General features: G+C 60.8%; 22 protein-coding genes and 1 pseudogene. 17 read left to right on the top strand and 6 right to left on the bottom strand.

What is annotated here, in order from left to right:
• Positions 1-211: 211 nt before the first annotated feature.
• On the bottom strand, positions 212-1,423 hold the full coding sequence (locus tag NKI95_RS21390; protein ID WP_292659420.1) for a polysaccharide biosynthesis/export family protein: 1,212 nt from the start codon (positions 1,421-1,423) through the stop codon (positions 212-214).
• A gap of 207 nt (positions 1,424-1,630) precedes the next feature.
• Positions 1,631-2,308 (bottom strand): sugar transferase, encoded by a 678-nt coding sequence (locus NKI95_RS21395; RefSeq protein WP_292659405.1) that lies wholly within the window; start codon positions 2,306-2,308, stop codon positions 1,631-1,633.
• A gap of 632 nt (positions 2,309-2,940) precedes the next feature.
• Here NKI95_RS21395 and NKI95_RS34480 point away from each other — a divergent pair.
• From NKI95_RS34480 to NKI95_RS21435, 8 genes are all read left to right on the top strand, one after another.
• On the top strand, positions 2,941-3,186 hold the full coding sequence (locus NKI95_RS34480) for an exopolysaccharide production repressor protein (RefSeq protein WP_502908415.1): 246 nt from the start codon (positions 2,941-2,943) through the stop codon (positions 3,184-3,186).
• A gap of 452 nt (positions 3,187-3,638) precedes the next feature.
• Positions 3,639-4,661 (top strand): glycosyltransferase family 2 protein, encoded by a 1,023-nt coding sequence (locus NKI95_RS21405; RefSeq protein ID WP_352719254.1) that lies wholly within the window; start codon positions 3,639-3,641, stop codon positions 4,659-4,661.
• A 269-nt stretch (positions 4,662-4,930) separates the two neighbouring features.
• A complete protein-coding gene (locus tag NKI95_RS21410; RefSeq protein ID WP_352464384.1) occupies positions 4,931-5,332 on the top strand; it encodes a hypothetical protein in 402 nt (133 codons plus the stop codon).
• Between the two features lie 132 nt (positions 5,333-5,464).
• The gene (exoK, locus tag NKI95_RS21415) at positions 5,465-6,331 is read left to right on the top strand and encodes an endo-1,3-1,4-beta-glycanase ExoK (RefSeq protein ID WP_352719255.1); all 867 of its coding nucleotides are present in this window, start codon (positions 5,465-5,467) and stop codon (positions 6,329-6,331) included.
• Positions 6,332-6,416: 85 nt separating this feature from the next.
• On the top strand, positions 6,417-7,748 hold the full coding sequence (locus NKI95_RS21420) for a UDP-glucose dehydrogenase family protein (RefSeq protein ID WP_352719256.1): 1,332 nt from the start codon (positions 6,417-6,419) through the stop codon (positions 7,746-7,748).
• Positions 7,749-7,779: 31 nt separating this feature from the next.
• The gene (locus NKI95_RS21425; protein ID WP_352719257.1) at positions 7,780-8,859 is read left to right on the top strand and encodes a glycosyltransferase; all 1,080 of its coding nucleotides are present in this window, start codon (positions 7,780-7,782) and stop codon (positions 8,857-8,859) included.
• A 184-nt stretch (positions 8,860-9,043) separates the two neighbouring features.
• Positions 9,044-10,213, top strand: coding sequence for a glycosyltransferase (locus NKI95_RS21430; protein WP_352719258.1), 1,170 nt, complete (start codon positions 9,044-9,046; stop codon positions 10,211-10,213).
• Positions 10,210-11,673, top strand: coding sequence for a lipopolysaccharide biosynthesis protein (locus NKI95_RS21435; RefSeq protein WP_352719259.1), 1,464 nt, complete (start codon positions 10,210-10,212; stop codon positions 11,671-11,673). Before NKI95_RS21430 ends, NKI95_RS21435 begins: the two co-directional genes overlap by 4 nt.
• Positions 11,674-11,895: 222 nt before the next feature.
• Here the strand turns inward: NKI95_RS21435 and NKI95_RS21440 are convergent.
• Positions 11,896-12,948 (bottom strand): annotated as a pseudogene (locus NKI95_RS21440) (polysaccharide pyruvyl transferase family protein); the annotation flags it as partial.
• A gap of 290 nt (positions 12,949-13,238) precedes the next feature.
• Between NKI95_RS21440 and NKI95_RS21445 the strand changes: the two are divergent.
• From NKI95_RS21445 to NKI95_RS21470, 6 genes are all read left to right on the top strand, one after another.
• Positions 13,239-14,411, top strand: coding sequence for a glycosyltransferase family protein (locus tag NKI95_RS21445; RefSeq protein ID WP_352719260.1), 1,173 nt, complete (start codon positions 13,239-13,241; stop codon positions 14,409-14,411).
• Between the two features lie 11 nt (positions 14,412-14,422).
• Complete coding sequence (locus tag NKI95_RS21450) at positions 14,423-15,418, top strand: glycosyltransferase family 2 protein (protein WP_352719261.1); 996 nt, start codon at positions 14,423-14,425, stop codon at positions 15,416-15,418.
• Positions 15,418-16,368: a glycosyltransferase family 2 protein gene (locus NKI95_RS21455; protein ID WP_352719262.1), complete on the top strand. Its 951-nt coding sequence runs from the start codon at positions 15,418-15,420 to the stop codon at positions 16,366-16,368. The genes NKI95_RS21450 and NKI95_RS21455 overlap by 1 nt, the downstream gene beginning before the upstream one ends.
• Positions 16,358-17,308, top strand: a complete 951-nt coding sequence (locus NKI95_RS21460; RefSeq protein ID WP_352719263.1) for a glycosyltransferase family 2 protein — start codon at positions 16,358-16,360, stop codon at positions 17,306-17,308. The genes NKI95_RS21455 and NKI95_RS21460 overlap by 11 nt, the downstream gene beginning before the upstream one ends.
• 79 nt (positions 17,309-17,387) lie before the next feature.
• Entirely contained in the window at positions 17,388-18,284 is an 897-nt protein-coding gene (locus NKI95_RS21465) for a UTP--glucose-1-phosphate uridylyltransferase (RefSeq protein ID WP_352719264.1), read from the top strand.
• 149 nt (positions 18,285-18,433) lie between these two features.
• Entirely contained in the window at positions 18,434-20,854 is a 2,421-nt protein-coding gene (locus tag NKI95_RS21470) for a polysaccharide biosynthesis tyrosine autokinase (protein WP_352719265.1), read from the top strand.
• Between the two features lie 61 nt (positions 20,855-20,915).
• On the opposite strand, the gene NKI95_RS21475 is transcribed toward NKI95_RS21470, so the two are convergent.
• Positions 20,916-22,199, bottom strand: coding sequence for a glucoamylase family protein (locus NKI95_RS21475; RefSeq protein ID WP_352719266.1), 1,284 nt, complete (start codon positions 22,197-22,199; stop codon positions 20,916-20,918).
• Between the two features lie 167 nt (positions 22,200-22,366).
• Here NKI95_RS21475 and NKI95_RS21480 point away from each other — a divergent pair, with 167 nt between their 5' ends.
• Both NKI95_RS21480 and NKI95_RS21485 read left to right on the top strand, forming a co-directional pair.
• Positions 22,367-23,437, top strand: coding sequence for a sensor histidine kinase (locus NKI95_RS21480; RefSeq protein ID WP_352719329.1), 1,071 nt, complete (start codon positions 22,367-22,369; stop codon positions 23,435-23,437).
• A gap of 162 nt (positions 23,438-23,599) precedes the next feature.
• Positions 23,600-23,788, top strand: coding sequence for a hypothetical protein (locus NKI95_RS21485; protein ID WP_352665441.1), 189 nt, complete (start codon positions 23,600-23,602; stop codon positions 23,786-23,788).
• A gap of 110 nt (positions 23,789-23,898) precedes the next feature.
• Here NKI95_RS21485 and NKI95_RS21490 read toward each other — a convergent pair whose 3' ends face one another.
• Complete coding sequence (locus NKI95_RS21490) at positions 23,899-24,351, bottom strand: BA14K family protein (RefSeq protein WP_352719267.1); 453 nt, start codon at positions 24,349-24,351, stop codon at positions 23,899-23,901.
• 212 nt (positions 24,352-24,563) lie between these two features.
• Between NKI95_RS21490 and NKI95_RS21495 the strand changes: the two genes are divergently transcribed.
• Complete coding sequence (locus NKI95_RS21495) at positions 24,564-24,731, top strand: Thivi_2564 family membrane protein (protein ID WP_192356189.1); 168 nt, start codon at positions 24,564-24,566, stop codon at positions 24,729-24,731.
• A gap of 101 nt (positions 24,732-24,832) precedes the next feature.
• Here the strand turns inward: NKI95_RS21495 and NKI95_RS21500 are convergent, their stop codons facing one another.
• On the bottom strand, positions 24,833-25,534 hold the full coding sequence (locus tag NKI95_RS21500; RefSeq protein ID WP_352719268.1) for a metallophosphoesterase family protein: 702 nt from the start codon (positions 25,532-25,534) through the stop codon (positions 24,833-24,835).
• Between the last annotated feature and the right edge of the window lie 30 nt (positions 25,535-25,564).

Genomic DNA, 25,564 nt, shown 5'->3' on the forward strand with positions numbered 1-25,564 from the left:
CTGGCCTCCACTCCAGCCAGCATCTTGAATCACAAAACAGATAAATCTGGAATCCCCTTTGATTCCGTCAAAGGGGGAACCGCTCAGAGCGGGCGGATCCAGGCGGTTCGTTGCCCGAAGGCTGCCTTGTTTTCTGATCCATAGGATACCAAGCCCAAAAACCCGCAGACCGCTGCCTGCGGGGTTGGTGCTTCGCTCCGGTGGAAAGAAGCTACTGGATGGCCAGGGGCGCCGGTTTGACCTTGATCACGTCCCCTGGCAGCACCGGCGTGTCTTCATCGGCGGTGATTTCGCTGGTCTTGCCGTCGACCACCCGCACCAGGGAAAATGACAAGGCCGCTGGTTCGTTGTTGCCATAGAATTGCGGCATGGGGCTGCCCGACAAGGCTTCGGACATCAAGGCCTTTTCCATATTCAGCTTCAGCGTCACCTCGTTGAGATCGGCTTCCGTCTGTTGCCGGTCGGTCGCGAGGCTGGAGTTCTGCGTGTTCTCCAGATCGATGGCGTCCTGGGTGGCCTTGCTGATCGACTGCTTGGCCGTGAGAATCGCCGTTTCGTAATCCAGGATCTGGCCTTCAAGGTCGGCGATGGTTTGCTGCGAGTTCAAAACCCGCGTGTTGACGACCAGGCCCTTTTGCGCCAGCGAGCCGATGCCGTTGAGCTGCTCCTTCGCAAGATCGACCTGCTTCTGCTGGTTGACGATCTTTTTCTGCAGCGAATCGATCTCGCTCTGCAGCAGCGCCTTCAAATCGTCGAGCGCCTGCAAGCGCAGCTTGAGTTTCTTCTGGTCGGCCGCCAGGATCGCCGTCTCATCGGCAACGATGCTGGGCAGTTTCGGATCGTCGGCCACCTCTTTCGGCACCGCGAATGTCGGCTTGTCCGCTAGTTCCGCTTCGACGCGGGCGCGCTTGACGGTCAGCCTGACCAATTGGTCTTGTAGTACGTCGAAATTGCCCTTGGCATTGATCAGGTCGCGGTCGAAGCGCTGCCCGCTCTCCGGGTTCCGCCGGGCTCCGCCGGCAATGCTCATCGCTTTCAGCACGGACAACCCAGGCACACAAGGGTACTGGCCGGGCGATTGCACCTCGCCAGAGATGTAGAATGGCCGGTACTGCGCCATTTCGACGGAAGCCTCCGGCTTGTCGGCCAGAGCGAGCTTGCGCTGCAGTGCCTCGCCGAGCGATGCCGCGATCTCCGAAGTCGTCTTGCCGGATGCGGGCATCTCGCCGACGAAGGGAACCGACAAGGTTCCAGCGGGGCCGACTGTGTATTCTCCATTGATGGCCGACCAGTCACGGAACGTGCCTTCGACGGTCTGCCATTCCGCCACGCGGATGGTCAGCTTGTCCTGTGCTCCAAGCCGATAGTCGTCGGCGAAGGCAAACTGTGGCAGGGCTAGCGACAGCGTCAGGCCGGTCGCCATTGTGAGGCAAGTCGTCAAAAGCCGTACTCGCCGCATGCGTCTGGAGAGAATGCCGGTGCAAAAGATATCGATTATATCTGCTTTCAACTGAGCGTTTCCGATCTGGTTTGCCCCGCCCGATGAGCTGCCGATGCCTGAGTTAGGGGCCTGAGTTCTAGGCCCGAATTCTGGACAGTCGCTCCTCGATGCACGGCCAGCAAGCGGCCGTCAGTAGCAGCCTCGCGACATCCAGACCGCAGGTACGGTCTTGATGATGATGCGAATGTCTTCGAACATCGACCAGTTCTCGACATAGTGCCTGTCGAATGCGACGCGGCTGTCGTAGGAAACATCGTTGCGTCCGCTGACCTGCCAGAGCCCGGTCAGGCCGGGGCGCGATTTCAGGTAATAGACGGCCGAATTGCCATAGATCTCCAGCTCATCGCGCACCACGGGACGGGGCCCCACCAGGCTCATATCCCCCTGCAGGATGTTGATGATCTGCGGCAGCTCATCGAGGCTGAGCTTCCTCAGCACCGCTCCGACGCGCGTGATCCGCGGGTCGTTCTTCAACTTGCGGGTCGCTATCCATTCGGCGTTGGCCTCCGGATTCGCGGCGAGATAGGCAGCAAGCACCCGCTCGCCGTCTGGAACCATGGTGCGGAACTTGAGGCACGGAAAAATCCGTCCTCCGCGGCCGATCCGGCTGTGGCCATAGAAAATCGGCCCGCCATCGGAAAACCTGACAAGCAGCGCTATCATCACGAACAGCGGGCTGAGAGCGATCAGGCCGATCAGCGAACCGGCAATATCGAAGCTGCGTTTGAGCAGGCCGCCGATCGGTGGCGGAAAATCGACGCCGGCCTGCGAAAAATCCGCATCGGCCGGCTTGGCTACGTCCCTCATGCGTAAACTCCATACGTTGAACGGATGGTTTACCGCACGATACCAAAAAAATGTTGCAGCGCAACACACAATTTCCCAGACGGCTGTAATAGTCGCGTCATGAACTGACTAAATAATAAACTCGTCCTGCACAAAATTTCGCCTTTATGTCGCAAAAGAGACAGATTATGGGCAATTTTGGAAAAGCTAGTCCAATTTTGGGGCTGATTTTAGGCGAATCGCTCTTTATACCCTGCTGTGGAGCTTTGCCATCATTTAGAATTTCAAAATATCGACTGATGTTATGCTAAAATACTGGCCAATATTATAAATCTTACTGGAGCGAGTCGATATCCGGCAATCAGTGGTGATGCCGACGTGTGCATTGCACCATGGCAGAGTCGATCCCGAGGATTCGTTTAAAATTATTCCGCAGCTGCCCTTGCCGCCTATTGCTCGGGTCAATAGAGTTGCAAATTGTTGCTGTCGGACTATGGACAGATTGGGCTAGGCCGGAAGCAACCGGCCAGATGCGGGCAACCTAAATAAGCTCGCAGAGTTTAAGGGAGGTGCTCGGGGTGGGCTTGTCGACATTTTTTCCCGAGCCGGTTGATGGGCTATCGGGTATGTCACTGCCAAAGTTCATTATCGGAATGTGTTTTGCGCTGGCGATCGTGATCGTCTGGTCGTATTTGGGCGGCGCCTCGCTCGGTACGACGGTTTTTCGCGTCATCGGCTGCGCTATAGTCATCCAACTGGGTTATTTTCTGCTGGTCTTTGCCATGATCGCCAGAAATGCCCCGACCCCGGCCGACAAAATTCGCGACGCTGAACGAAAGCTGAGTTCGAACGAAGCGGCCGAAGGCGAGAAATTCAGCGCCAGAAGGGGCCTTCACTGATTTCAGGCCTGGCCGCGGTCTGCGATGTCCATGTGACCTGTGGCTAAGCTTGCCGGTCCTCTGACGGATTCCCCGCCTCAACAACACCGGCTGTCGGCATTCCTGTTCTTTCAATTGCTTGACACTGCCGGCCTCGACGCGCTCGCTCTGCGTCGCCGCCATCCGGTCGGCGAGGACCAGCAACTGGTTTCCGCCAATCGAACGCTCTGATGGAGCGTGTAGGAACGGCTCTGCCAAGCGGCGCATTTCTGGAGCCATCCCGATTGAGACTCGCCGCCCGCCCACCCGCGCCATGACACCAGCAAATGAAAAACTGGACTGCGCCGATGATTTTGGCGATGCTTGCTTCGCATTTGCAGCATAGGCGTTTGGGCCGATGCATTTCAGACGGGCGATGACGCATTGAGCGGGGAGGGCAAAGAAATCAGCAACGACTTCTGCAATCGAGAGGCATGTCCATGACATCATCCCAGGTCTGCGTGATCATCGCCGCCCGCAATGCGGCGCGGACAATTCCGGCTGCCATTGCATCGGCATTACGCGAGCCGGAGGTTGCGGAAGTTGTCGTCGTCGACGACGCGTCCACCGACGATACCGCGAAAGTCGCCCGCGCGTCCGACGACGGCACGGGCCGCCTTTCCGTCATCCGCTTCGACGTCAATCGCGGCCCCTCTTTTGCCCGCAACGCCGCGATAGCCGGTTCCAGATCGCCGTTTATCAGCATTCTGGACGCTGATGATTTCTTTTTCGAAGGCAGGTTTCACAGACTGTTCGCCAGCACCGATTGGGATTTCGCCGCAGACAACATCATGCTTGTCAGGGATGACGCGGCAACCGACGTTTCGAAAATCGTTGCTCCGCCGTTCTCGCCCGAACCGGAATTCCTCGATTTCGAGGGTTTCATCGACGCCAACATCTCCAGGCGCCGTGTGCAACGCGGGGAACTGGGCTTCCTCAAGCCAGTGATCAGCCGCGCCTTTCTTGATCGGCATGGGCTGCGCTACGACGAGAAGCTGCGCCTGGGTGAAGACTATGAACTCTATGCGCGCGCGGTTGCCCATGGCGCGCGCTTCAAGGTCATCAAATCCTGTGGCTACGGCGCGATCGTGCGCGCCGATTCGCTTAGCGGACGGCACAAGACCCAGGACCTGAAGCATCTGGCCGATGCCGACCTAGCACTGCTTGCGATCGACAGTTTGCCGGAGGCATCGAAGGCTGCGCTGAGAAGGCACGAGCGGCACATCCGCGACAAATACCGGTTGCGGAAGTTTTTAGACGTGAAGGCTGAGCGCGGGCTGGCGTCGGCCGCGGCCTACGCCTTGGCCGGCTCGTCCAACCTCACAGCCGTCGTCCGCGGCGTTGCCTCCGACAAGCTGGATGCGCTGTTTCGCCGCGCTGGCCTCGCCGCGAAGCGTCAGCATGTGCCGCCGCTGCGCTTCCTCATGGCCGGAACCAGCACGGCCAGCGAAAGCTAGGCCCGTCAACGTGCGATCGCGGTAGCCGCGCCCTTACCCTTCGGCCGGCTCGCACCATTTCAACGAGATTCATGAGTTTACGATCTAGGTGGTTGCCTATGCGCGCAGGGAATGGCAATCTATGTTGCGGTGCAGCAATTTTGGACGGCCAACCGAACTGGCCCGAGACATCCCCTGTCGGAGGAGCTGGACGATGCAAGAAATGTCTTTTGAATGTGGATTGGCGCCAAGGCCGGTCACCAGCTCGACGATGATGGGGCGCTGACGACATGGCCTCGATCTTTCGCTTCCGGTCGAGAGATCCGGCGCGCGACACGCAGACCGACACCTCGCGCCTCGATCGGTTGGCAAAGCTGCTGGACCAGATCGCGGCCGAAGTCGAGGCGGAGAAGAGCGGACTTGAGAACCGCTACAGGACAACGGCTACCAATGCCGCCTTTCTGGTCGAGGCCATGGAGAACGGAGCGGTCTCCTCTCGCAGGTCTTCCGAAGTCGGCGAACTGACCAGGTCGATCCTGAATTGCGAGCGGCGGATCGCAGCGCTGTCGCGCCAGATGCAGATGATGAAGGATCTCCGTCATTCGCTGGATGAAATCTTCGAGGAGAAGCGGCAGAACGGTCCCGACATAAGGACCGATTTTGTGAAGCCCGCCGATTCCGGCACAGGCTGAGCGAACACCCCGGGTCGGCGCAATGGTTTTAGGCACAACACGGAGCTTGGGAGCGACAAGGTCAAGATCAGGTTGTTTCGTCACGGTTCGAACGATCGCTTTGGGGGCGCACAGCACAAAGGTGAGTTTGATATGAACGCAGATCCTAAAAGCACGTCCGCCCCGGCAACCCGCGGCACCCGGTTCACGCGCCCGATCCCGGGCAAGCTGCGACGGCTCCGTTCAGACGGCGCGTTTCTGCTGCTCGTTCTCGTCAGCCTGGTTGCGGGCCTGGTGCCCGTCCGTGCCCAGGATCTCCCAACCGCGCCGTCCTTTGTCGATGATTTCACCAGCCTCAGTCGCGCGCGCTGGTATGTTTCCGACGGCTGGACGAACGGCAAGCATCAGAACTGTACCTGGTCCAAAAGCCTGATCGGGCTTTCCGACGGCATGCTGACGCTCGGTTTCGAGAAGCGCAAGCTGAAGGATCGCGAATTCGCCTGCGCCGAGATCCAGACCAAGCAGCGCTTCGGCTACGGCACCTACGAGGCGCGGATGAAGACCGACACGGGCTCCGGCGTCAACGCGGCATTCTTCAGCTTCGTCGGCGATGCCGACAAGCAGCCGCATGATGAAATCGACTTCGAGGTGCTGACCAAGGACACGTCCAAGGTTCAGGTCAACGCCTACATAGCCGGCAAAGGCAAGAACGAGAAACTGGTCGACGTCGCCGGCGGCACCGACAAGGCCTTCAACGACTACGCCTTCGTCTGGGAAAAGGACCGGCTGCGCTGGTACGTCAACGGCAAGCTTGTCCACGAGATCACCGATCCGGCGAAGCTGCCCACCCATTCGCAAAGGATCTATTTCAGCCTGTGGGGCAGCGATACGATGAAGGGCTGGATGGGGCCGTTCTCGGATCCCGGCCGCAAGCTCACCATGCAGGTGGATCGCGTCGCATTCACCGCACTCGGCCAGCCCTGCCAATTCCCCGAATCGCTGGCATGCAACACAAACTAGAAGCGCATCTGAACCGGCCGGGTCGAAGGTGGTCCGAAAACCGAAGCTCGAACAGGCCCGAAGCCTTGAACAGGAATGAAACCGAATGAATTTGACTGTCTTTGGAATCGGCTATGTCGGTCTTGTACAGGCGGCGGTGCTTGCCGAAGTCGGCCATCAGGTGGTCTGCGTCGACATCGATGCAAAAAAGGTCGAGCGGCTCAACCAGGGTCATGTCCCGATCTTCGAGCCCGGGCTCGAAAACATGGTCAAGGAGAACCATGCCGCCGGCCGCATCAAGTTCACCACCGACGCCGCCGCGGCGATCAAGCATGGCCAGATTCAGATGATCGCCGTCGGCACGCCTCCGGGCGAGGATGGTTCGGCAGACCTCAAATATGTGCTGGCCGTCGCCGAGGCCATCGGTCGTGAGATGGACGCGCCAAAGATCGTCGTCGGCAAGTCGACCGTGCCGGTCGGCACCTGCGAAAGGATAAAGGCCAGGATCGCCGAGACGCTGAAGGCGCGCGGGCGCGAGGATCTGGCTTTCGACGTCGCCTCCAATCCGGAATTCCTCAAGGAAGGGTCCGCTGTGAGCGACTGCATGAAGCCCGACCGCATCATCGTCGGCACCAGCAACGAGGACACCGAGGCGGTGATGCGCGAGCTCTACGCGCCGTTCAACCGCAACCACGAAAAGATGATCGTGATGGACGTGCGCAGTGCCGAGTTCACCAAATACGCGGCCAATTGCATGCTGGCGACCAAGATCAGCTTCATGAACGAAATGGCCAATTTGGCCGAGCAACTGGGTGCCGACATCGAGGAGGTCCGCAAGGGCATCGGCAGCGACCCGCGGATCGGCTACCACTTCATCTATCCGGGCCTCGGCTATGGCGGCTCGTGCTTCCCGAAGGATGTGCGTGCCCTGATCAAGACCGCCGAGGCCGTCAAGTTCGACGCCAAGCTGCTGCGTGCCGTCGAGGAGCGCAACAACCAGCAGAAGTCGGTCCTGTTCGAGAAGGTGGACCGCTATTTCAAGGGCAATCTCAAAGGCAAGACCTTTGCGCTGTGGGGCTTGGCCTTCAAACCCAATACCGACGACATGCGCGAGGCCCCGTCCCGCACGCTGATGGAAGCGCTCTGGGCCGCCGGTGCCAATGTGCAGGCCTACGATCCCGAGGCGATGCAGGAATGCCAGGCGATCTACGGGCTGCGCGACGACCTGCAACTGTGCGGCACCAAGGAGGCTGCGGTGCGAGGCGCCGACGCGCTTTTGATCGTGACTGAGTGGAAAAGCTTCAGCGCGCCGTCCTTCGATGCGCTGAAGAACGCGCTGACCACGCCCGTCATCTTCGACGGACGCAATCTCTACGACCCCAAGGTCATCGCCCGCCACGGCATCGAATACCACAGCATCGGCAGAATGGCGGCGTGACGCTAGGGCGGTCCAGCAAGGAGCCAGGTCCATGAAAGTTCTGTTTGCAGGCGGCAACGGCTACACGCCGCAGTTCAGCGGTGGCGTTCAGTCGAGCACGCACCATCTGGTCGAGCAGCTGCGCGAGCACGGTCATGACGCCTCGGTTCTGGCGGCGCTGTTCGGTGACGGCATGTTCGGCTTCAAGGCGCGTGCCAAAATGAAGCTGCTTCGTCAGCGTGCGGTCATCGACAGCTATCCCGGCTATCCGGTCGTGCGGGCATGGTTTCCCTGGGAGGCGGCGCGCTTCGCCGTCGAACGGCTCGATCCCGATGTCGCCGTCGTGCAGTGCCACAAATCGGTGCCGATCGGAAAGGCGCTGCAGGCGCTCGGCGTGCCGCTGGTGGTCTATCTGCGGAACGTCGAATTCCACGAATTGGCCGGCGACCTGCGCGAATTGCATTCGGCACTTTATATCGCCAACTCCGAATTCACCGCGCGCACCTATAAGGAAAAGTTCGGCATCGATTCGACCGTGATCCCGCCGACCATCAATCCCGGGCTCTACAGCACGCCGACGACCGGTGAATTCGTCACACTGATCAATCCTTACAATGAAAAAGGGTTCGAACTCGCCGTGCGCATCGCCGGCCAATGCCCCGAAATTCCGTTCCTGTTCGTCGAAAGCTGGAAGCTCGACGACGACCACCGGGCGCAGATCGAACGGATCATCGCGCCGCTGCGCAACGTCAGGCTGGAAAGCCGCACCAGCGACATGAAGACCGTCTATGGCCGCACCAAGATCCTGCTGGCGCCCAGCAAATGGGAAGAAGCTTGGGGGCGGGTGGCATCCGAGGCCCATTGCAGCGGTATTCCGGTCGTCGGGTCCCGCCGCGGCGGCCTGCCGGAAGCGATTGGCGCCGGCGGCGTGGTGCTCGACTACGACGCACCGGTCGACGACTGGGTCGCCGCGGTCAGGCGGCTATGGAGCGACAAGGCCGAGTACGACCGGCTGTCGGCGGCGGCGCAGCTGTTTTCGGAGCGGCCGCAGATGAATCCCGACATTCAGTTCGCGACCTTCCTCGGCGTTCTCGACAACGCCAGGCAAGGCGCACTGGAGCGTGCCGCCTGATGCATTTCGCCCAAAGCCATGCATGTCGCCCAAAAGCCAGCCTTCGCGCCTGACCCGAGTGGATGGCTTGGGACAACATCGCGCACAACACCGGACGCTTGAAGCGCCTCGCACTACGGCGACTGGCGTCAGCCCTCATCCGCGCGAGCAGATCGCCGACCGGCCTCGAAAGATCGTCCATTCGATGAAGATTTGCTTCGTAGTTGATAAGTTCCCCTCTTTGTCGGAGACCTTCGTCCTCGACCAGATAGAAGGGTGCCTCGAGCGCGGCATGCAAGTCGGCGTCGTCTGCAACGAGACGTCCTTCGGCAAGGACAGCAACATCGACGATCGCCGCTGGCAGGCGCTGCCTGGCAAGGTCGTCTGCTGGTGGGGCAGACTGGGGCGCTTTCGCCCGACGCTCAGGAGATGGTCGGGCAGGTTCTGGGATAAGCTCTCGACCGCAATCGACATCGCCTTTGCACGCAAATTGCAGAACGCCGACGTGATTGTCGCGCATTTCGGCAATAACGGCATGCGCGTCGCCCGTGCCATGAAACGAGGCCGGATTTCGGCTCCTTTGGTGACCATATTCCACGGCCGCGATGTCGGCGAACCGCTGCATGATAACACGCTCACGCGCTACAAGGTTGTCTTCGACAAGGGCGTACTCCAGCTGCCGGTGAACGCGTTTTTCCGCGACGCCCTGATCGGCGTCGGCGCACCCCCCGCGCAAGTCATGGTTCACCATATGGGCGTGCGGCCCGGTGAGATCGGCTACCATTGGCGTTCCTGGGACCGGGACACGCTGTCCTTCATCTCGGTCTGCCGGCTGACCGAAAAGAAGGGCATCGAATTCGCCCTTCGCGCCCTCGCCAGCCTACCGCGGCGCGACTGGGTCTATTCGGTGATTGGCGGCGGCGAATTGCTGGAGGAGTTGAAGAAGCTCGCCGCAAGTCTCGGCATTGCCGACCGGGTGACTTTCCTCGGGCCGCGCCCGCACGCCGAGGTCAAGCAGCGCCTGCGCAATGCCCACGTATTCCTCCTGCCCAGCGTTGCCGCACAGGACGGCGATCTCGAGGGTATTCCGGTGGCGCTGATGGAGGCTATGGCCGCCGGGCTGATCGTGGTCAGCACCTATCACTCGGGCATTCCCGAGTTGATCGAGGATCAGGAGACAGGCTTCCTCGCACCGGAGCGAGACGTTGCGGCGTTGGCCCGCAAGCTTGTCTGGGTGGCCGAGAACCCGGACAGATGCGAGCGCATCGCACGTGCGGCGCGCCGCAAGATCGAGCAGGATTTCAACGCGGACGTACTCAACGAACGTTTTGCGCAGATCGTTGCTCAACTGGCCGAAGCCAGGCGCCCGGCATGAACGCCAACCCGCCCCCCCAGTTCGGTCGCGTCGCCCTGCGCGGCGGCGTGGTGACGATCGGCGCGCAAGGCTTCAAGATGGCGATCCAGTTTCTCTCGGTCATCATACTTGCCCGTCTGCTCGTGCCCGAGGATTTCGGCTTGGTGGCTTCCGTCGGGCCGATCGTGGCCTTTGTCGGGCTGCTTCAAAATCTTGGCCTGCAACAGGCTGTGGTCCAGCGCAAGGACATCAGCACCGAGCAGCTCAACCAGGTATTCTGGATCAGTGCGCTGGTGGGGATGGGCAGTGCCGTGGTGGTTGCATGCCTGGCGCCCGCCATCGCTGCCTTCTATGGCGATCAACGCATGGTCGGGATCACCATCGGCTCTGCCTTGCCGCTGCTTCTTGGCAGTCTCGCCGCGGTGCCGCTGGCGCTGATGAACCGCCATTTGCGCTTTGGCCAGCTCGCAATGAACGATGTGATTACCGCCGCTGCCGGACTTGCGACCACAGCAATCGCCGCCTATGCGGGACTGGGCTACTGGTCGCTGGTCATCGGCCCGGCGGTTTCGGCTGTTGTCGCGCTGGCGGCGGCGTGGCAGGTGGCGCGCTGGACGCCGTCGCGGCCGGACCTGAAGGTCGATACCGACATATTGTCCTTCGGCGCCAATCTGACCGGCTTCAATCTGGCCAACTTCTTCTCGCGCAATCTCGACAACATCCTGATCGGAAAATATTCGGGCGCGATCGAACTCGGCTACTATGACCGCGCCTATAAGCTCCTGCTTTTTCCGCTGCAGAACATCAACCAGCCGCTGACACGCGTGATGGTGCCGCTGCTGAGCCGCATCCATGAGGACAAGGCGCGGTTTCGCGACATCTATGTGCGAACCAACTGGATGCTAGCGGCCATCACTATGCCCGGGATCGCGGCGCTGACGCTGACGTCGGACCAGGTCGTCGGGCTTCTCTTCGGCGGGCGCTGGACGGCGGTGGCGCCGATTTTCGCCTGGCTGGGCATCGCCAGCCTGATCCAGTCCGTCTCGAGCACCACAGGCTGGATCTTCATCTGCCAGGGCAAGACCAAGACCATGTTCCACTGGGGCATCTACTCGTCGCTGACGACGGTCGCCGCCTTCATCATCGGATTGCACTGGGGCGCCGTCGGTGTCGCGGCGGCCTACGCGATCAGCGGCTATGTGCTACGCGTCCCGGTACTCGCCGTTCTTGTCCACAGGGTCGGCCCGGTGACCGCAGCCGACTTCCTGATCATGCAGGGGCTTTTCATCGCGTCGTCGCTGCTTGCCTGGTCCGTGTACCGGGAGTTGCCGGCATCGCTGACCGGCCAGTCAGACCTGCTCGCGGTGGTCCTGGCGGTTGCCCTCAATTATTCGATCGGACTGGTACTCATGCTTGCCCTTCGCCAGTCGCGCAGCGCCCTGTTCACCACGCTTTCCAGCGCCATGCGCAACGCCCGCTAGGCCGGCAATCACCGGCCTCAAAAGCTCACCTGCCGACATCGCCGACGCATGCTCCTCAAGCACTGCCTCAAGGCTCGTCCTGCGATAGAGGTCGAGATTGGCGGTAAGTCTGCCGAGCTTCTCGCTCGCTTCCTCGGGCGTCACCGTGTCGATGTCGAGCAGCAGGTCGGCGACGCCGATCCGCTTGGCAAGTTCCTTGGTCTTGAATTCATAGGCGATCGGCAGCACCGGCGTGCCGACGCAGAGCGACATGATCATCATGTGCATGCGCGTTGCGACGACGAAGTCGAAGCCTTTCACCAGGGCCATCAGTTGCTCCGGCGTGTGGAACGAAGCGTCCACGCTTACATGCTTGGCGATCTCAGGATCGAGCTCGGCAACGATCGCCCGCGCCGTCTTGGAATCGTCATGGGCGTATTCCGGCACGCCCTGGCAGGTGGAGACGAAGGTGACCTCCTTGGCGTGGTCCCTGACCAGGATGGTCGCGATCTCGCGGATCGAGTCGATGTAGCGGCGCATGCCGCCCTCGCCGTCGCTGACATAGTTCCAGTGACGGACGGAAATGGCGACGCGGCCGGTGACGGTCGCCGACTGGCCAGAGGCCAGAATTTTTCCGATTCTGTCGGTGTCGGCCAGGGCAAAGACGGCATCGGCCACGACGTGGCATTTGCCGGGGTCTTTCACCATGTCCGCAATGTGGCCTCTCGAACGTTCGTCGCGCAGCAGGATAAGCGGGCTCCGATCGAAGATCGGGCTCAACTCCTGGCGATTGTAACTTTTGTTGAACGGGCCGAGCGATTGCGTGAAGAAGACCGGGTCCTTGCCCAGAATCGCGTCGATCCTGAATTGATTGAGGCGCCGCTCCAGATTGTAGGTCTCGACGAGATAGGTTCCGCCTGTCGTGACCACGAGGTCGGCATCTCTGTAGATCTCGAGACCACGGCGATTGCTTGAGCTGAACAAACGCCCGAGAACGCCGCGGATGCCGAACCGCCGCAGGGCATTGAGGACGAGCCGATTGTAGATCGGCTTGAACAGGTTCTTCAGGCCGCTGCCGTATTTGTAGCGGAACAGCGATTCCGACAGCAGCTTGTGGAATTCGAGATCAGGATAGTCCTTCTTCGTGTAGAGCCTCGCCGCTACCTCCGGCTGGCTGTCGAAGACGTAGAACTGGATGTCGTCCCGGACGATCGTCTTGAAAACATGGCGGATCGCCAGGAGAATCGCTGCATCCCCGGTATTCAGGCAGACGGTGTTTTCAACCGCGATCTTCATGGAATGACCTCATTTCGTGAGTAGTCCCGCGGTTCGGTCGACGGATGCCGAGGGGCGGGTTGGCCGAAAATGCTGCACGCCAGGATGGTCCTCGCGTCGTGATTATTGGCGCGCAGCCCGATGGCAGGCCAACGCGCGGTCCATGCGGCCCAAGCAGAGCGAGATTAACCCATCGATTTTGCAGTGCAACAAAAAATGTGGAACTTTGCTACGCTGCAACCAAAAATGTTGCGATGCAGCAAGAGCTGTACTAGCATCGTCGCGGGCGGGCCAACAGCGGTCGAGTTTTCATGCTGCATGTCTTGTACTTGGTACACGACGTCTCCGACCCGGCAGTGCGCCGGCGGATCATAATGCTCAAGGCAGGCGGCGCCCAGGTTACGCTGGCGGGCTTTCGTCGTACGGCAAGCGCAGTTGCTGATGTCGAGGGCTTGCAGCCGATCGATCTCGGCCCGACTCGTGATGGCCGATTCGCCCAGCGTCTGGCGGCGATCATGAAGGCGGTGGTCTCGACCGGCTCGAAGCTGGGCTCAATGCCACGGCCCGACCTCATTATCGCGCGCAATCTGGAAATGCTGGCGCTTGCCCGCCGCGCCAGGTCGGTCTTCCAGGCAACAGTGCCGATCGTCTACGAGTGCCTGGACATCCATCGCCTGCTGCTTCGCGACGATCCGCTGGGCTGGGCGATGCGCGGCGCAGAACGCTTCCTGGCCAGGGATGTGAAGCTTCTGGTGACCAGCTCTCCGGCCTTCATCGCCAACTATTTCAAGCCGTTCGGACAGATTGCCGCGCCGGTCGAGCTGCTCGAAAACAAGTATTTCGAGCCGGCCGCGGCTTCGCTGGATGACCGCATTACGGCGGAGAATCCCGTTGCGCCGCCATGGCGGATCGGCTGGTTCGGTGCGCTCCGCTGCCGCCGATCCCTGGAACTTCTGGCCGACTTTTCGCGCCGCCTCGACGGCCGCTTTGAAATCGTCCTCAGGGGCCGGCCGGCGCTGTCCGAATTTCCCGATTTCCATGGTTTCGTTGAATCGGAACCCTGGCTGTCGTTTGGCGGGCCCTACCGCAATCCCGAGGATATGGCGGCGATCTACCGCGAGGTTCACTTTTCCTGGGCCATCGACTTTTTTGAGCAGGGCCTGAATTCCGAATGGCTGCTGCCCAACCGGCTCTATGAAGGCTGCCGCTTCGGAGCCGTGCCGATTTCAATGGGCAACACCGAAACCGGCCGGTTCCTCGACCGACAAGGCATCGGCGTTCTTTTGCCAGAAGCCACGCCCGAGGCGCTTGAAGCTGCCGTCGGCACGATGGAGCAGCATCGGTTCGAGACATTGAGGGCGCGTGTTCTCGCCCGCAATCCGCGCACCTGGAGCCACGACCGCGCCGATTGCCGGGCGCTGGTCGAAAAACTCCGCGGCCTGGTCGCGGCTCCCGGTCCATATGCTGCCGAAGCATTGGCATAGGAAGACTACCGATGAGGCAAACCGAAACGCTCCCATCCTGCATGATCGTGGTTCCGTGCCTGAACGAAGCGGCCCATATCGGCGCGTTGCTTCGAGAGCTCCGCCCTGCGGCCGAGAGGCTGGGCGCCGTGATCATCGTTGCCGATGGCGGCAGTACGGACAGCACCAGAACGATCGTCGCAGATATCGCCGCAAAAGATCGGCGGGTGATCCTGCTCCACAATGAAAAGCGCTTGCAGAGCGCGGCGATCAATCTCGCCGTCGCCAGATTCGGGGACGGCGTCGACTATCTCATTCGCATCGACGCGCACGGCGGCTATCCCGCGGATTATTGCGACCGGCTGGTCGAAGAAGCGCAGGCTACCGGCGCAGATTCGGTCGTCGTCTCGATGCTGACCAGTGGCAGCGGCATGGTGCAGAAAGCAGCGGCAGCGGCGCAGAACTCCAGGCTCGGCACCGGCGGCTCCAAGCACCGGCACCTTTCGGCGGGGGAATGGGTCGATCATGGCCACCACGCACTGATGCGGATCTCGGCCTTCACCGCGGTCGGCGGCTATGACGAAACGTTCAGTCACAATGAGGATGCCGAGCTCGACTATCGGCTCCGCCAGGCCGGCTACCGCATCTGGATGACCGGCAAGACGCAAATGGTCTACTACCCGCGCTCCTCGCTGAAGGGCCTCTATTTTCAGTATCTCGGCTATGGCCGTGGCCGGGCGAAGAACGTTCTCAAGCACCGCATGATCCCGAAGATCCGGCAGATGGTGCCGCTTCTGGTGTTCCCCGTGGTTCTTCTCGCCGCCTTTTCCTTCGTCCACTGGCTGGCGGCCGTGCCGCTTTTGCTATGGGCGTCGGTCTGCCTCGGCTACGGCTTTTGGACCGCCCTCAGTCAGCGCAAACCCGACATTGCACTTGCTGGGGTCTCGGCAATGGTCATGCATTTCGGTTGGTCGGTCGGTTTCTGGCTGCAACTGCTCGCACCGCGACCGCAGCGCGGGGTAGCGTGATGGACCCGGTCAGGAAAAATCTAAGCATCGATATCTGCGTCTGCACATTTCGCCGGCCGGAGCTTGCCGACACGCTTCGCTCCGTAGCAGCCATGGATATTCCTGCGGGATACAATGTCGGTATCGTCATTGCCGACAACGACGATACGCCGACGGCCGAACCGCTGGTCGCCAAGCTGGCAGGGGAGCTGAAGCTGCCGGTGACCTACCGGCACGCCCCGGCCCGCAACATCTCGATCGCGCGCAACGCTTGCCTCGATGCCAGTGCGTCGGATTTCGTCGCCTTTATCGACGACGACGAGACGGCCACCGCTGGCTGGCTTGCCGAACTGGTGGCGACGGCGGAAGCAACTGGTGCTGCGGCGGTGCTTGGGCCGGTGCAAGCCCGTTACCAGCCGGATGCGCCCGCCTGGATGCGCAAAGGCGATTTCCACTCGACCTCGCCGGTCTGGGTGCGCGGCGAGATCCGCACCGGCTACACCTGCAACGTCGTGCTCAGGATGGGCACTGAGAGCCTGCGCGGCCGGCGCTTCAGCCTGGCACGTGGCCAGACCGGCGGCGAAGATACGGAATTCTTCGACCAGATGGTCAAGGCCGGCGGCCGCATCGCCTTTTCGCCGGAGGCTTGGGTCGACGAAGCGGTGCCATCTGCCAGGGCGGCATTCGACTGGCTCGGCCGGCGCCGGTTCCGCGTCGGGCAGACGCACGGTCATCTTCTGGGGCGCAACGCACACGGCCTTGCCCGGCTCAAGCAGGTCGGCATTGCCACGGCAAAGGCCGCCTACAGTTTCCTGTCGGCAATTCCGGTCGCCATCGACCCCGTACGCCGGAACCGCAGCGTGCTTCGCGGCATTATGCATGCCGGCGTCGTCAGCGGCCTCGTCGGGGTTCGTGAAATCCGCCAATACGGCCTGTCTTCGCCGCAGCAAGGGGGCAAGCGTGCAGCCTGACGTGAGCTTCGTGATTGCCGCCTACAATGCCGAGGCGACCATCGATCGGGCGATTGCCAGCGCCGTCGCCCAGCGCAATGTCCGCGTCGAGGTCATCGTCGTCGACGACAAGTCGCGCGACCGGACGCTCGACCTGGCGAGATCCTACCCCGAAGACATCGTGCGCGTTGTCGCGCTTGAGCAAAACCGTGGCCCCGGCGGCGCCAGGAACGCCGGCCTTGAGCTTGCCCGCGGCAGATGGGTCGCGGTCCTCGATTCCGACGACGCGGTCTATCCCGGGCGAATCTGCACCATGATCGAACGCGCGGAGAAAGCGGGCGCCGAGATCGCAGTCGATAATCTGCAGGTCGTTCGCGAGGATGGCGTTGCCGAAGAGACGATGTTCCCGGCCGACTATCTGGAAGGGCTCAGTGAAATCTCGCTGGCGGATTACATCGGCGGCAATGTCCTCTTCGAATCGAGGTTCAATCTCGGCTATCTCAAGCCGATCTTCCAGCGCCGGTTCCTGAACGAGAACGGGCTTCGCTACGATGAAAGCCTGATCATTGGCGAAGACTATATCCTCCTGGCCAGTGCTCTGGCCAAGGGCGGCAAATGCGTGGTCGAGCCGACGACAGGCTATGTCTATCACATCCGCACCGGTTCCATCTCCCGGGTGCTCGAACTTCATCACGTCGAGGCGATGCGCAGGGCCGATGCCACCTTCGCCGGGACCCATTCCATGGATGCTGCGGCCGCGGCGGCCTTCGTCAGGCGCGCTCGCAGCCTGCGGCGGGCGGCATCATTCCTGTCGCTGGTCCAGCACATCAAGGCGCGGTCCCCGCTCAAGGCGATATGGACGGCGCTCAGCGATCCGGCGGCGGTTCGGCATATGAGCATGCCGATCGCCGTCCGGCTGCGAAGGGTAGCGGCACAGTTTGCCGTGGTGGCGGGGAGGTGAAGGGCTGCAGGCGAATGAATGAAGACAGTTTTCGCCGCCTGCGACAGGTTGAAATCGATCTCCTCAGAAGGAACATGCAATGAAAAAAGTCAGGAAGGCAGTCATACCGGTGGCGGGGCTTGGAACGCGGTTCCTGCCGGCGACCAAGTCCATGCCGAAGGAAATGCTGCCGGTGGTCGACAGGCCTGTCGTGCAATATGCGGTTGACGAGGCGTTCGAGGCCGGCATCGAGCACATCGTCTTCGTCACCGGCCGCAACAAGGCGGTGATCGAGGACTATTTCGACCTGCATCCTGAACTGATCGGAACCCTGGAGCAGAGCGGCAAGAAGGCGCAACTCGAATCGCTTGAAACCCTGCTTCCCGTCGCCGGCGCGACGAGCTTCATCCGCCAGCAGTCGCCGCAAGGCCTCGGCCATGCCGTCTGGTGCGCGCGCGAAGTCATCGGTGACGAGCCCTTCGCATTGCTTTTGCCGGACATGGTGTCCTTCGGCGGGCGCGGTTGTCTCGCCGAGGTCGCCGATCTTTATGCGCAAACTGGCGCAAACGTTATCGCCGTCGAGCGTTGCGATCCGACCGAGACCAGCAAATACGGCATTGTCGGGCGCGGCGCGGATGTCGGCACGGGCTTCGAGGTGACGGCCATGGTCGAAAAGCCGGCTCCTGCCAACGCACCGTCGAACTTCTACATCAACGGCCGCTACATCCTGCAGCCCGAGATATTCTCGCTGCTGGCCAGCCAGCAGCGCGGCGCCGGCAACGAGATCCAGCTGACCGACGCAATGGTGCGCCTCGCACAGACGCAGGCCTTCTTCGCCCAGCCTTTCAACGGCCGCATGTTCGACTGCGGTTCGAAGGAGGGCTTCATCCAGGCCAATGTCGCTTTCGCGCTGGCGCGGGAGGACATGAAGGGTCCGATCTTCGAGATGCTGCAGGAATTCGTCCGGTCGCATCAGCGTCGGGAAGAAGCCGCATAATGTCCATTTTTTTGAGGCATTGTGGGTGCGGCTGATGACGCAGGACAGGCCGTTGCGCCGCGCGTAACGCGCACTGTCCGGCGCAAGGTTTGCACCCTATGTCCCGACCTTCGAGGCGGTAGCGCCTGCAAACTAGAATTGGACCGAAGATGAACTATGCCAATTTTCCTGTCGACAAGAGGACGCCATTGCCGGCTTCAAATGCGGCAAACGCCGAAGACTTCATCGACATCGAGCGCCTGCTTGGCATGGCCGCGCGGCAGGCGAAAGTGGTTGCCGCCTGCGCCGTCATCGGTCTCTTTCTCGGCGTGCTCTACTTGCAGACGACGCCTCCTACTTATGTGGCGACGAGCAGCGTGCTGATCGACGAAGGCTTGAACAAGGTCGTCGACGACATTTCGGCGGCGTCGGTCAGCATGCAGACCGACTCCGCCGTTCTGAGCCAGATCGAAATTCTGCAGTCGGCCAGGCTGGCGGGGGTGGTCGTCGACAAGCTGAAGCTCGATCAGAACGACGCTTTTATGAACCCTCCGACATCGGCCATGTCGAAAGTGTCAGGCTTTGTACGCGGTATCATCCAGTCGGTCCGCCCCAAGCGCGCCGCTGGCACAACCGATGTCACTCAGCTTGATGCTGCGACGCGTGACGCGATCACCGCATCCTCGTCGCCCCGCGACTATGCAATCTTCAAACTGCAGAACCAACTCGACGCCGAGCGGATCGGCCGAAGCTTTGTCATCAGCATCTCCTTTCAGGCGACGGATCCGGCGCTCGCGACCGCCATCACCAAAGCCTATGCCGACGCCTATCTCGCCGATCAGCTCGATGCCAGCTTCGACGCGACCGAGCGGGCGGCGGTCTGGCTGCAAGGCCGGCTGACCGAGCTTCGTGAGAGCTCCCAGGCGGCCGCACTGGCGGTCGAAAAGTTCAGGGCCGAACATGGATTGGCGGTCAATGACGGCCAGTTGATCAGCGACAAGCAATTGTCCGATCTCAACACCCAGCTGATCGTCGCGCAGGCCGATACCGCACGTGCCGGCGCCCGCTATCAGCAGTACAAGTCGATCGTCGAAAGCGGCTCGGATAATGCGTTCAAGGACGCCGCGATATCGAACGACCAGCCGAGCAGCTCCGTCATCACGACGCTGAAGAACCGCTATCTCACCGTCGCCAAGCGGCAGCAGGACGTCGAAGCGAATTTCGGCCCGCAACATCCGCAGGCCGTCGCGCTCGCCAAGGAGAAGGCCGACATATCGGCGCAGATTTTCGGCGAGCTGAAGCAACTGACCGAAAGCTACCGAAACGAATACGAGGTCGCTCTGGCGCGCGAAACCGCGCTCCGCGCAAATGTCGCCTTGGCGGCTGGCAAGAGCTCCATCGACAACCAGTCGCAGGTCAAGCTGCGTGAGCTGGACCAGAAGGCGACGGCGCTGTCGACGCTCTACCAGACGTTCCTGAACCGCTATGAGGAGGCCGCCCAGCAGCAATCCTTCCCGGTCGGCAAGATCCGGGTCATCTCGGACGCGACGATGCCGCAGTCGGCCGCAACCCCGCGAACGGCCATCGTGCTGGGGCTTTCGCTGGCGCTTGGCGTAATGATGGGGGCAGGGGTTGGTGGTCTGAATGAATTCAGGGAACGCTTCTTCAGGACCGGCGAGGATGTGCGCGACCGTGTCGGCCTCAAATTCCTCGGCTATCTCCCGGTCATCGGCAAGGCTGGCAAGGATGACCAGCGCAATGGCGGTCAGCCTGACGTCAAAGTCGTTGAATCCAAGACCGCCAAGTCCTCCAAATCCCAGCCCTCCAAAACATTGTCGGCAGCCGAAAAACGTGCGCGGATGCGGGTAACCGTCGATGCACCGGCATCGATGTTCTCCGAGACGCTGCGCAACGCAAAGATCGCCTTCGACGTCGTGATGGAGGGCCAGGGCAGCCGGGTCATCGGCGTGGTCTCGGTGCTTCCCGGCGAAGGCAAGTCGACGGTGGCGGCCAATCTTGCCGGGCTGCTTGCCGTCAATGGATCGAAAACGCTGCTGATCGACGGCGACCTGCGCAATCCCGGCCTCAGCCGCAGCCTCGGTATGGAGGCCGAACAGGGCCTGATGGAAGCGGTGGTGAGCGGGCAGACGTGGCAGTCGGTCGGCAAGATCGACCGGCAGACTAAGCTGGCGATCATCCCGGCCGTCCTGCGTGGCCAGTTTTCGCATACCAGCGAGCTTCTGTCTTCAGCCGGCATGCGGCGTTTCATCGATAACGCCAAGGAAACCTTCGAATACATTATCGTCGATCTGCCGCCGCTCGGGCCTGTCGTCGACGCCAAGGCCTTCGCTCCGCTTGTCGACGGCTTCGTGCTGGTCACCGAGTGGGGACGCACGCCGCGTGCGATGGTGCAATCCGTGCTCAGCTCGGAGCCCTACATCGCCAAGAAGATCATTGGCGCGGTGCTGAACAAGGTCGAACTGAAGAAGCTGGCCAAGTATGGCGCGATCGGCGGCTCGGAAAAATTCTTCGACAAATATTCGAGCTACTATCTGGAAAAATCGGAAGCGCGCACCAAGGCGGCTGCCTGAGTGCAGTCCGCGCGTTTCGACCATTTTGCACCCCAGCGGAATCACCCGGCGTCGCAAATATTTATTGGGGTGTTGACGTTCTGAGATGCTTGCTGATGAAGCCAAGCTTCTCCAAGCCTCTGCGCACTTCCGGCGCCCGCATGAAAAGCCGCCACAACAGCCCTGTACGATGGTTCTCGATCATCGCGATGATTGGCCCCTGATTGATGGCCAGATAGGTTCGGGAGTACCAGTTGCGGCTTTCGCAAAACGCGTCGACAAAGCCGAAGCGGCCCCATATGCGTTTCCGAGGCTTGGTCAGGAAGCCACGCAGTGCGCGCATCGCCTCCGCCGGTGCATAAGGGAAGCTCGACAGGGCAGCGGACGGGGTGATTACGCCAAAGTCCCTGTCGGGTGCATGCGCGACGTATCCTCGCGGCCCATGGCTCGCGGTCAGACCCCAGCAGTCAGGGCCGTATCCCAGATGGCTATGGGGATTGCGAACGCAGTGCCGATAATTGATCTGCGTATGACGGAGGTTCTGTTGCCAGTAGTCGGCGTAGCGGTCGCTTAGGCCCCGTGGATCGAGCCCACAGAAAGAATAGTGCGAAAAGAAGAGCGGACCACCAGAATCCATTCCCAATGGCAGGACGATCCCGTCATGATCGCGCCCGTTTCGAAAGTCGGATCCACCAGCAAAGCCTTCGTGATAGATGCCCGGATCAATGGGGTGGCGAGTTGATCCCGCCGCCAGCACGAAGGTGAGCATGCATTCGTTCCAACCCCTGATCGGGCTGTCCATCGCCCAGCCGTGGTTCGGGCTCCAGTGCCACATCAGTTGCCGGGCCCCGCGTGCGAACCAATTCCATTCGGCCGGCAGCAACAGCGCGTTCACGCGCTGGCGAAGGAGAACTTCCTCGGTTGCCATCTCGGCGAAGTACTCACGGGCGCAGATCAGACCTTGAAACAGGAAAGTGGTTTCGACCAGATCAGCGCCGTCATCCTTGCGACCGAATGGAATTGTCGCACCGGTACGGCCATTGACGAAATGCGGAAAAACGCCGTGGTAGCGCGGCGAGTTTTCCAGGAAATCGAGCATGCCATGCAGTCGCGGTAAAGCCGCAGCGCGGTCGATCCATTCCCGTTCGACCGCAACGATGATAGCTGCAATGCCAAAACCGGACCCCCCGATCGTCACCAGATCGTTGGCAGGATCACCTGTGGTCTTCTGCCGGTCGCGGGCAAGACCGCTGACGGGATGCGCGCCTTCCCAAAAATAGCGCACCGTCTGCCGCTGCACAGCATCCAACAGCGCATCATCGTCGAATTCGAAAGTATCTTCCGGAAGGTCGAGTGCTGGAATCATCGAGCCGGTGTTAGTGCCTCGGGTGCCCCAAGGCCATTCCTAAAACAATTGGGCACACGGACCGCCACTCACTGCTGCGTTTGGCCGATTCATTTCGCGACAGGTGGCTGGCAAACCGGTAGAAAGAAAATCAAGGGGACACGGCCCCTGGATTGGCCTCGAAGCCTATGTTCCACCCCATTGCGAATATCGAAGACGCGCAGACGCTGGCGCAGGCCATCGTCAATACGATCGTCGAACCCTTCCTCGTTCTCGATGAGAACTTTCGCGTGCTGGCGGCCAACCGCTCCTTCTATCAGACCTTCAGGGTCGACCCCGAGCAGACGCACGGCTCGCTGCTCTACGCGCTGGGCGACGGCCAGTGGGACATTCCAGCGCTTCACCTGCTCTTGGAGACGATCATTCCCGAGAAGACCGCCATGGACGGCTTCGAGGTCGAGCATGATTTCCCCGATATCGGCCGGCGCACGATGCTGCTCAACGCGCGAAAGGTCCTTTACGACCACAGTTCAGCCGCGACCATCCTGCTCGCCTTCAATGACATCACGGCGCGCCGCGCCATCGAAAGGGAAAAGGAAGAGCTTCTCGGCCGCACCGAAGACTTGCTGCGCCAGAAAGATGTGCTGCTGCGCGAAATGGAACACCGGGTCGCCAACAGCCTACAGATCATCGCCAGCATTTTGCTGCTGAAGGCTCGGTCCGTCACCTCAGATGAAACGCGGCAGCACCTGAAGGATGCCCATCAACGCGTGCTGTCGGTGGCCGAAGTGCAACGGCATCTCCATGCCTCAACCGGTGCCGACGAAATCGAGGTTGGTTCTTATCTGTCGAAGCTTTGCAGCAGTTTGGCCGCTTCGATGATCGGGGAAACACAGGCTATTGCCGTCAACGTCATGGCGGAAAATGGAAGGATAGATTCCCAGAAGGCGGTGAGCCTTGGCCTGATCGTAACCGAGCTCGTTCTCAACGCCATCAAGTATGCATTCTCGACAGAAAAGGTCGATGCGCTGATCTTGGTGACCTATGAGACCGATGCTGAGGATTGGAAGTTGACCGTATCGGACAACGGGTGGGGCAAACCCGTTGGCGACATTCCATGTGCGGGACTGGGGACAGCGATCGTGGAGGCACTTGTCAAACAGCTTGAAGCACGCATTGACACCGTCACGGGCAACACTGGCACGACGATCGCCGTTACCAGAGCGACATTCACGTCGCGGATGCCGAAAGCAGCATAGCTTGGTCGCTTGGCGTAGGCTTTAAGCGGTTATCCGAATAGTGCCTCGAAGATCGTCCCATCATGTGGGTGTAGCTCGAATGTTTCGAAGCCGCTCGCGAGCGGCTGCCGCTGATGTTCCTATTCTGTGTGCTATAGGTTCTGTTTAATTGGAGAAAAACCGATGCAGCGGACCGTGACGGTAATCGAGAAAATTACGGGCCGGGTGATCGGCGCGTATCCGGTCGATCTTTCGGGCCAGGATCACCAGACTTCCGATGATCAGTATTTTGCCAAAGCATTCGAAGCCGCCGTCGACGGCGGCCTTATTACGGAGGCTGAAGCGCACGCTGTCGAATTCCGTCTGGAATAGACACTCAAGCCGAGATCCACGCTACGTTCGCCTTTCCTTCGCCGCCTTGGCGCCGCTACGAAAAACCCCGCGCGATGCGGGGTTTTTGATGCGGTAAAAAACCTTACGTCTCAGTACGGCGAATTACACAGCTGCCGAGGGCCATAGCTAGGCTGGAATGTATCGTCTGAAGCTCGATAGCTCCGGTATCGGTCATAGCACCACTGTACATGCGAATCGCCGCGACTGACCCGGTTCTGGTTGTTGTTGATGATCACGCCGCTGATCACCGCGCCGGCAGCGAAGGCCGCCAGCGGAAACCAGTAGTCACCATGGCGGCGATAGCCGCGATGGTATTCACGATAGCCGCGATGACCGTTCCAGTTCACGCCATCGTTGCGCGAAAAATTGCGATTGCGGTTGAATTTCCGCTTCATCCACGGCTTGTAGTCGACCGTCGCCACATCGGACGAAACGGAAGGTGTTTGCGGCAGGAACAGTTGAGCTGCGCCGGCTGACCCGGCTGCCGTCACGAATGAAACTGACAACGTGGCCGCGAGCAAACCCGATAATATCTTGTTCATAAATCTCCTTTGAAGGGATGGTTGATATCCCTCTTCGAATTTAAAACGATTTAAAGAGGTCAAGGTTCCATGGCGTGTCAGACAGCTTTCGACACCGCCAGCCAGGCTGTTCGAATCACTCGCCAGGTGCTACGGCTCGAGCAAGCATGGGCAATCTTCACGCAGCGCGGTGTTGCTGGCTTGTTTTTCTACGTTTCATACAGTGAGGGACAATGGCCGGCACTCCTTTGATCAGCATTCTGATCACTTTCCTTGTAATCATTCTGGTGCTGTATCTGGTCAACCGGCTGCCGCTTGATGGTCGTACTCGTCAGATTGCCCAAATTATCGTGATCATTATCGGCATCATTTCGCTGCTGAAGTACCTCGCAGTGTTTTAAGCCACCATGATTGCGATATGCGACGCTGCTGGCGTCCGACTGAGCAGGACAACCCAGCGCTTTGGGCCTACTCGTGCGTAGTAGGCTCGAGACCTTCCCGCTCAGGAAAATATCAGCCTGGCGCGCTTGTCGATGATCCTGAGGGCGGTTAGCCGGCCGCTTTGGAACGCGCCGGTGTCGATGCCAAGCCGGCGCCCCTCGAGCTGCGGAATGTCGACGGGCGTATGCCCATGCACGACGTAGCGGTCGAGAAGATGCGCGGCTTCGAAAAATTCCGAGCGGATGTTGAGCAGGTCGTTCTCGTCCTGCGCGGCCAGCTCGATGCCCGGCCTGATGCCGGCATGAACGAACACGAATTTCGCCGAACAGACCATGACCGGCAGCGCGCGCATGAAGCTGATATGGCCGGCGGGAATGATCTCCCGAATGCGCCGGTCGACCTCCTCGCTTGAACCGTAGAGATCGGCCATGCGCGACGGATCGACGCCGTAGGAAAACAGCGTTTGCAGGCCGCCTATCGCCAGCCACGACTCTCGCGAAATGATCCCGTCGACGTAGTTCAGCATCACGACTTCGTGGTTGCCGGCAAGGCAGATGCGCTGGAAGCCTTGGAGTGGCGGCGCCAGCAGATGATCGAGCACACGCGCCGACTGAGGCCCGCGATCGACGTAGTCGCCGAGCATGATGATGAGCTTGCGCCCTTCGAAGGATGCCGAATCGAGCAGGATCTTCTGCTCCAGCGCGCGGAGTTCCTTGTAGCAGCCATGCACGTCGCCGATCGCATAGACGACTGTGCCCCGCATATCGATCTCCAGCCGCTGGCGTGCCGCGGC

The organism is Mesorhizobium sp. M0306 (genome assembly GCF_040321655.1).
Classification (GTDB): Bacteria; Pseudomonadota; Alphaproteobacteria; order Rhizobiales; family Rhizobiaceae; genus Mesorhizobium.

Excerpts from the sequence above, each read along its gene's own strand:
- NKI95_RS21390 (WP_292659420.1), bottom strand. The coding sequence starts at position 1,423 with ATGGCGACCGGCCTGACGCTGTCGCTAGCCCTGCCACAGTTTGCCTTC.
- NKI95_RS21395 (WP_292659405.1), bottom strand. The coding sequence starts at position 2,308 with ATGAGGGACGTAGCCAAGCCGGCCGATGCGGATTTTTCGCAGGCCGGC.
- NKI95_RS34480 (WP_502908415.1), top strand. The coding sequence starts at position 2,941 with ATGTGTTTTGCGCTGGCGATCGTGATCGTCTGGTCGTATTTGGGCGGC.
- NKI95_RS21405 (WP_352719254.1), top strand. The coding sequence starts at position 3,639 with ATGTCCATGACATCATCCCAGGTCTGCGTGATCATCGCCGCCCGCAAT.
- NKI95_RS21410 (WP_352464384.1), top strand. The coding sequence starts at position 4,931 with ATGGCCTCGATCTTTCGCTTCCGGTCGAGAGATCCGGCGCGCGACACG.
- exoK (WP_352719255.1), top strand. The coding sequence starts at position 5,465 with ATGAACGCAGATCCTAAAAGCACGTCCGCCCCGGCAACCCGCGGCACC.
- NKI95_RS21420 (WP_352719256.1), top strand. The coding sequence starts at position 6,417 with ATGAATTTGACTGTCTTTGGAATCGGCTATGTCGGTCTTGTACAGGCG.
- NKI95_RS21425 (WP_352719257.1), top strand. The coding sequence starts at position 7,780 with ATGAAAGTTCTGTTTGCAGGCGGCAACGGCTACACGCCGCAGTTCAGC.
- NKI95_RS21430 (WP_352719258.1), top strand. The coding sequence starts at position 9,044 with ATGAAGATTTGCTTCGTAGTTGATAAGTTCCCCTCTTTGTCGGAGACC.
- NKI95_RS21435 (WP_352719259.1), top strand. The coding sequence starts at position 10,210 with ATGAACGCCAACCCGCCCCCCCAGTTCGGTCGCGTCGCCCTGCGCGGC.
- NKI95_RS21445 (WP_352719260.1), top strand. The coding sequence starts at position 13,239 with ATGCTGCATGTCTTGTACTTGGTACACGACGTCTCCGACCCGGCAGTG.
- NKI95_RS21450 (WP_352719261.1), top strand. The coding sequence starts at position 14,423 with ATGAGGCAAACCGAAACGCTCCCATCCTGCATGATCGTGGTTCCGTGC.
- NKI95_RS21455 (WP_352719262.1), top strand. The coding sequence starts at position 15,418 with ATGGACCCGGTCAGGAAAAATCTAAGCATCGATATCTGCGTCTGCACA.
- NKI95_RS21465 (WP_352719264.1), top strand. The coding sequence starts at position 17,388 with ATGAAAAAAGTCAGGAAGGCAGTCATACCGGTGGCGGGGCTTGGAACG.
- NKI95_RS21470 (WP_352719265.1), top strand. The coding sequence starts at position 18,434 with ATGAACTATGCCAATTTTCCTGTCGACAAGAGGACGCCATTGCCGGCT.
- NKI95_RS21475 (WP_352719266.1), bottom strand. The coding sequence starts at position 22,199 with ATGATTCCAGCACTCGACCTTCCGGAAGATACTTTCGAATTCGACGAT.
- NKI95_RS21480 (WP_352719329.1), top strand. The coding sequence starts at position 22,367 with ATGTTCCACCCCATTGCGAATATCGAAGACGCGCAGACGCTGGCGCAG.
- NKI95_RS21485 (WP_352665441.1), top strand. The coding sequence starts at position 23,600 with ATGCAGCGGACCGTGACGGTAATCGAGAAAATTACGGGCCGGGTGATC.
- NKI95_RS21490 (WP_352719267.1), bottom strand. The coding sequence starts at position 24,351 with ATGAACAAGATATTATCGGGTTTGCTCGCGGCCACGTTGTCAGTTTCA.
- NKI95_RS21495 (WP_192356189.1), top strand. The coding sequence starts at position 24,564 with ATGGCCGGCACTCCTTTGATCAGCATTCTGATCACTTTCCTTGTAATC.
- NKI95_RS21500 (WP_352719268.1), bottom strand. The coding sequence starts at position 25,534 with ATGCGGGGCACAGTCGTCTATGCGATCGGCGACGTGCATGGCTGCTAC.